5 protein-coding genes and 1 pseudogene are annotated in these 5,384 nt (G+C 37.7%); all 6 read right to left on the minus strand.

Annotated features, from left to right (window positions below; all coding sequences use genetic code 11):
- Positions 1-238: 238 nt before the first annotated feature.
- On the minus strand, positions 239-1,018 hold the full coding sequence (locus BGM26_RS07575) for an alpha/beta fold hydrolase (protein ID WP_217039166.1): 780 nt from the start codon (positions 1,016-1,018) through the stop codon (positions 239-241).
- A gap of 289 nt (positions 1,019-1,307) precedes the next feature.
- Positions 1,308-2,417 (minus strand): lactonase family protein, encoded by a 1,110-nt coding sequence (locus BGM26_RS07580; protein ID WP_217039168.1) that lies wholly within the window; start codon positions 2,415-2,417, stop codon positions 1,308-1,310.
- Between the two features lie 430 nt (positions 2,418-2,847).
- Positions 2,848-3,192 (minus strand): group II intron maturase-specific domain-containing protein, encoded by a 345-nt coding sequence (locus BGM26_RS21665; protein WP_367949327.1) that lies wholly within the window; start codon positions 3,190-3,192, stop codon positions 2,848-2,850.
- A gap of 48 nt (positions 3,193-3,240) precedes the next feature.
- Positions 3,241-3,792, minus strand: a pseudogene (locus BGM26_RS21670) (reverse transcriptase domain-containing protein); the annotation flags it as partial.
- A gap of 30 nt (positions 3,793-3,822) precedes the next feature.
- Positions 3,823-4,176, minus strand: coding sequence for a reverse transcriptase family protein (locus tag BGM26_RS21470; protein ID WP_254119126.1), 354 nt, complete (start codon positions 4,174-4,176; stop codon positions 3,823-3,825).
- 667 nt (positions 4,177-4,843) lie between these two features.
- The gene (locus tag BGM26_RS07590) at positions 4,844-5,194 is read right to left on the minus strand and encodes a GNAT family N-acetyltransferase (RefSeq protein ID WP_217039170.1); all 351 of its coding nucleotides are present in this window, start codon (positions 5,192-5,194) and stop codon (positions 4,844-4,846) included.
- Positions 5,195-5,384 lie beyond the last annotated feature (190 nt).

The following is a 5,384-nucleotide window of genomic DNA, read 5'->3' on the forward strand; positions in this document are numbered from 1 at the left end:
GTATATCATGTACGTTTTACATTTTTTATTGAAAAATCTTGACAAACTATTAGCTGGTTTTACGGAAGATCAAGATAATGATTATAATTGCAGCCCTTTAGCTTGTTGAGCTAACACATTTTTTAGTTCAACAATGTATCGAGTCTAATAATTAAAGCAAATATTTAACTGTCCGTAAAGTGTACTAGATTAGTGTGCTATCGTTCTTCGTTTATTTGAATTTAGGTCAAAGTTTCAACTAAGCAAATTGTGTCAATAGTTGGTTGAACTTGTCACGTTCTTCCCAGAATGGGCCATGACCACTATATTGAAACGGTACAAGCTGTGAATTTCTTATTTTTTTATTTAGTTCCTGTGCTTGTGCAAATGGAATAACTTTGTCATGAATACCGTGAATGATTAAAGTAGGAACATTAATTTTTGAGAGATCCGCATGTAGCTTCTCATCTCTTAATGTATTTATAATAGCAGCTGTTGACCAACTTGCTGCTTGTAATCCCATTTGTAAAAACCAGTCCGAAAATGGTTTAGTTATATACTGAAAGAAGAAGCCATCTGTAACGTCCTGTATCATTTTAGGCCGGTCATTTAAGGTTTCTTTAAGAAAGTTATTAGCAGTTTCTGCGGTAAATCCAGTTGGAGCGGCCGCATCAATAAGAACAAGCTTTGATACCCCAAAACCATTGTGACGAGACATATATCGAATTGCGATAGCCCCACCGGTAGAGTGACCTACAAGAGTAAAATTGTTTATTTGAAGTGTACCAACTACTGTGCGGATATCATCTGCAAGTCTATTAAAAGTATAGCCGCTCATTGGTTTATCCGAATTGCCAAAGCCCCTCCAGTCTATACCAATACAGCGATAGCCCATTGCAGGAAGAACATTAAACTGATATTCAAACTGTTTATGGCTTAACGGCCAGCCATGTAAAAATACGATGGTCTTATTTCCCCCCGGGTTAATATCTTCTACATATAAATTCACACCTGGCTCTACAATAACAAAGTATCCCATGAAGATTCCTCCCTATTTAATATGGTTTCAACAATAGATATTCATTTTGGTTAACATAGATGAGTACCTATTCCAGTTGTGAGCTAGAGTAGCGAAAAAGGGCTGAGATTATTGAACTTTCCAGCCCCTTCTGTTTAAGTACATTTATTCACAATCTCTTCTATAAATTTCACATAAATAACAATTTATTTGAAAATGGGTTACTCAACAATCTAGCCCATTACATAAATAAGGCACTTTCCTTGTTACAGTAAAGCGCTCCCACCAAATATAGTGAAACTAAATAAATTCAAAGAATGGCTAACCCTTGTGATCCAAAATAAGGAATGCTAGTCCAAGCAGCAACCTGCAATCTATCCAGACTTCCATCATCTTGAATAGTAAATACTGAGACTGTACCCTGGTTTCCGTTAAGGGTGTAATAATGCCGTCCATCTTTACTCACTCCGACATCCATCGGCAGTCCTGGAACTGTACCTGGCGGTGTACTGGTAATATGCCTTACCACCGACAGTGCTCCATTGGGATCGATTCGGTAGGTGGAGATGGTGCCGCTTAAGGTATTTGTAATGTATGCAAAACGTTCGTCCCTTGTTGTTACGACCCAGCATGCGGTTTTATATTCGTTTGGTACAGAGCCACTGATCACACGAAGGATCCCGTCGTTGGTCATTGAATAGGATGACAGGGCATTTGAACCTGCTTCAGTAACTAAGAGGATTCCAGAGGATAGAAAATATGCACCCAACGGTCCTTGACCATAAGAATCATTAACGATTGGTTCCGTAACTGTACCATTTTTATTTATATGGAAAACACTGAGATGGTTTGAAGTAAGCTCGGATACAAGAATTTTACTACCGTCGCGAGTGAAGAGAACCTGAGCAGGCTGGGCATTAAAGGTACTGAGTGAATGGGTAGACCTAGGAATAGAAGTAAGGCGACCATTATCATCTATGAAAAAACCAGTGATATTCGATGCAAAATTGTTAGCTTCATTCCCTACATTGGCAACATAAACAAGATTACCAAACACATCTACGCTATTGGGCTGGGCACCTCCCGATGGCTTGACATCCACGAGAACAGGGATACCGCTTTCAGTAATGATGAAACTGCTAATATTATGACTGCCTGCGTTCACCGCAAGGAGGAAACGTCGATCACGTGACAAAGTTAGGGCTCCTTGTGAAGCAAGAGGATCGACACCATCGTTTGCCGTTGCCGTAGAGACTTCCTTTATACCAGTACCTTTACCATAAGTTGGGTAGGAACCCATAAAGGTGAGCATTCCATTCATGCCCCTGTAAAAGACAATGACTTGATTCATCACTTCATTATTAGTCATAATGTAAACCATACTCGCATTCGCACGGAAATATTTATTCATTATCCGCATTATATAACTTACCTCCTTCCATACTTTTATATGATGCTATTATTATTTCAATTCCCCAAATTAATGTAAATTAGTTTAAAGGAGTATCATCCACTTATCCCACTAACCTATTTTTAGTTAAATACCAATAAACGTAAATGAACTGCAGAAACTGCAGTCCATTTGTTGTTCTACTAATTCCCCGTTACTTTAAGTGTAAATCTTCACATCTGTTTCGTAAATTAAACAAGCAAAAGGCGATGCTTTTATTCAAGCATCGCACTCGTAAATGTGTTAGACCACAATCCGGCCCCTTTCATGAAGAAAGACGCTTTCCTTATTTCAGAAGTCGAGTAGAAGGGAGCCTTTCTACCTTACGGTAAATTGTACTCCATCCCCTCACAGAACCGTGCTTGCACTATTAATGCACACGGCTCCTCCTAGTCATCATTCACAGAATGTAGCTAATCTCTTTTCTTAAATCATATATATTCACTTTAATTCTTGGTGAAGGTAATGGATACTTATCAAGAAATAGTATGAATTTATCCCATGTAAAGGATTTCCTTTGACTTCTTCTATTAAGCCATTTAAACAGTAAGTTCTCAATTTTGTCTTTGAAGTTGCTAACATTTTGAGTATTATCAGTTATGCAATAATAGTTGTAATAACCTATAAGCGAGCGTCTAAATCTGTCCATGATCATATGAATGTCTTTATTTCTATTCTTCTTCAGCCATTCTTTAGACTCTTTCAGTTTACCTTGGACTTTCTTCCTACTGGATTTCCGTTTCACCCGAAATTTCCCTTGTTTACTTTTCCCGCAATAGTGTGTAAAGCCTAGGAAATCAAAGGTTGCCGGTTTACTATTTCCTTTTTGTTTTGCATATTTCTCCGCAAACCGCCCGAAGGGAATAATTTTGGTTTTATCCTCGGCAATTTCCAAGTTAAATTTCTTTAATCTACATTTTAATGATTGGAAGAATTCCTGAGCTTCGCTCTGATATTGAAAACAGCACACAAAATCATCTGCATACCTCACTATATATGCCTGTCCCTTGCATTGTTTCTTGACCTTTTTCTCAAACCATAAGTCGAGGACATAATGAAGATACACATTGGCTAATATCGGAGATATTACTCCACCTTGCGGTGTGCCATTGTCTGTTTTGTATTTCTTACCTTCCTCCATGTATCCACCTTTGAGAAACCTACCAATTATTCTTAGTAGGTTGGGGTCAGCAATTCGCAGTTTTAAGAACTCCATCATCCATTTGTGGTCAACATTGTCAAAGAATCCTTTAATATCGACATCTACTACATAATTTACTGATCTCTTTTCAATATAGAAGTTCAGTATTTTCAAAGCATCATGACAACTACGGTTAGGACGAAACCCAAAGGAACAGTCTAGAAAATCATTTCCTTAGATGGTATTTAGTATCTTTGTAATGCCTTTTTGAACAATCTTGTCTTCATGTTCCGGTATTCCTAATGGTCTTTTCTTGTTTGAATTGAGCTTCGGAATATACATTCTCCTTACTGGAACAGGACGATAGGTTTTGCTTTTAAGCTTACTTACTAATTCCTCTATGTTTTCTTCTAAATGTTCAGCGTATTGCTCTTTAGTTGTACCGTTAATCCCGGTTGCTTTCCTATTGGGTAGTTCATGATGACATTGAGCTAGTGCTTGCTTATTTAATAAATGTGCAAGTGATGTAAATTTCATTTTAGGATCAGACTTTGCTAATTCTGCTATCCTTAGTAGTTTTGTTTCCATTTAAAATACCTACCTCTGTGTGTAGTAAATGTGTCTCTAGTAAGGGTGATAACTAGGTAGCAGCCTTTCCTCCATTGGCATTACCCAACTTCATTGGTACTACGCTGCTATCCGACTCCCTACAACGGCATTTGGTTTCCTTGCTTTTTATCGCTTGTACACCATACTCTTCGAAAAACAAAGAAAAGACCGGTAGGGTCTCCTGAGTTGCCGTATCATATCAATGTATGACGTGCCAAGGTCTATGACTCCAGAGAGGTTCTATCCTTCTTGCCTTTAACGAGGGATAAAATGTAGCTTTCTGCAGCGCTTAAAGCATCAGCCCTCTCGAACTACAATCATTATGGAGCTCAATCCCTTCAACCATTTGGCTTTCGGCCCGCCACCTAACTGTCTACGCTTAAAAACTAAAGTTACCTTTAGCCCTCCAAGACTCGCTACGAGCGAATGGCTAGTTCTTACTCGACGGGAATCCCACCCGTTATATGATACGACCTATGCTCAGCCGCACAAGCGCCCGATCGCTTAATAAACACCTTTTTAATTCGTTGGTAATGTTAACTCCCATTGTTCTTCAGTAAGTTCCTTGTTAGACAACCTTTGAATCCTAGTTTCCTTTAATCTAAATCCATTTTTCTCATTGATTCGTCTTGCTTTTGTGAGTTCACTATTTGTCCAGAGTATGAATAATTTTAAAACCTATTTCTTTAGAAAATTCAATAGCTGTTTCCACCAACTTCTGTCCATAACCAGAACTTCTTACACTGGGATCAACCAGAAATAACCCCAACTGAGCAATGTCCTTAGTGACTTTTTTAATACTTATCGAACCACTTTGTTTTCCCTCAAGTTCTAAAATGAAAATTCTTTCTTTATTATCTGACCTTTCAATAAAACCCTTAACACTATCTTTAAAAAAATCTCGAAAAGATAAATCATAATTGAACTCCCTCTTATAGAGTTCATAGTGTGAGTTAATTATGTAGTCTACATCATTTAATCTAAACGAACGTATCATTTGATCACCTTTTCATTTAATATTCGACTCAATAAAACTGCCTTTAATTCGTTAGCTTTTCCTTCACAAGCTCTTTTAAACATAAACATAAATACCCATTTTTCTTGAAAGATGTTGTTCAACAATCTGGCCCGTTCGTAATATAAGGTTAGCCAGATTTTTCTGGTTGACCTTTTTCTTTATGGTCTTA

It is taken from the genome of Bacillus sp. FJAT-29790, from assembly GCF_019039215.1.
Classification (GTDB): domain Bacteria; phylum Bacillota; class Bacilli; order Bacillales; family Cytobacillaceae; genus Cytobacillus.

Bases quoted from the DNA above. Each gene is read 5' to 3' on its own strand.
- BGM26_RS07575 (WP_217039166.1), bottom strand. From the start codon at position 1,018: ATGGGATACTTTGTTATTGTAGAGCCAGGTGTGAATTTATATGTAGAA.
- BGM26_RS07580 (WP_217039168.1), bottom strand. From the start codon at position 2,417: ATGCGGATAATGAATAAATATTTCCGTGCGAATGCGAGTATGGTTTAC.
- BGM26_RS21470 (WP_254119126.1), bottom strand. From the start codon at position 4,176: ATGGAAACAAAACTACTAAGGATAGCAGAATTAGCAAAGTCTGATCCT.
- BGM26_RS07590 (WP_217039170.1), bottom strand. From the start codon at position 5,194: ATGATACGTTCGTTTAGATTAAATGATGTAGACTACATAATTAACTCA.